This is a genomic window from Paraburkholderia sp. J10-1 (genome assembly GCF_905220165.1).
GTDB lineage: Bacteria > Pseudomonadota > Gammaproteobacteria > Burkholderiales > Burkholderiaceae > Paraburkholderia.
On sequence record NZ_CAJMYW010000068.1, the window covers coordinates 1 to 610 of the forward strand.

At 67.0% G+C, this 610-nt stretch carries 1 pseudogene; it reads left to right on the plus strand.

Annotated elements, in window-relative coordinates:
* A pseudogene (locus U5A65_RS40730) lies at positions 1 to 610 on the plus strand (heme utilization protein); the annotation flags it as partial.

Genomic DNA, 610 nt, shown 5'->3' on the forward strand with positions numbered 1-610 from the left:
GGTGCAGTCGCTGACCACGACGGCGCTGAACGCGCTGAGCACGGCGCAGCTGGCAACGCTGGCGATCGCCTCGCTGACGACGGGTCAGGTGGCGGGTCTGAGCACGGGCCAGCTGTCGAGCCTGATCTCGAGCCAGGTGCAGCAGCTGGGTTCGGCGGACATCAAGGCGCTGAGCACGAACCAGGTGGTGAACGGTCTGGGCTCGGCAGGCATCGCAGCACTGACTTCCAGCCAGGTTGCCCAGCTCGGCACGGCCGACCTCCACTCGCTGACCACGACTGAAGTGCAGGCGCTGGGTTCGGCAGGCATTGGCCAGCTGAGCTCGTCGCAAGTGCAGTCGCTGACCTCGACGGCGCTGAACGCGCTGACGACGTCGCAGCTGGCGACGCTGTCGGTGAACCTGCTGACGAGCGCACAGGTTTCGGGTTTGAGCACCGGTCAACTCGCGGCGCTGAGCTCGACGCAGGTGCGTCAGCTGAACTCGGCTGACCTGCACGCGCTGAGCACGAGCCAGCTCGTGAACGGTCTGGGTACGGCAGGCATCGCCTCGCTGACCAGCACGCAGGTGCAATCGCTGACCACGACGGCGCTGAACGCGCTGAGCACGGCA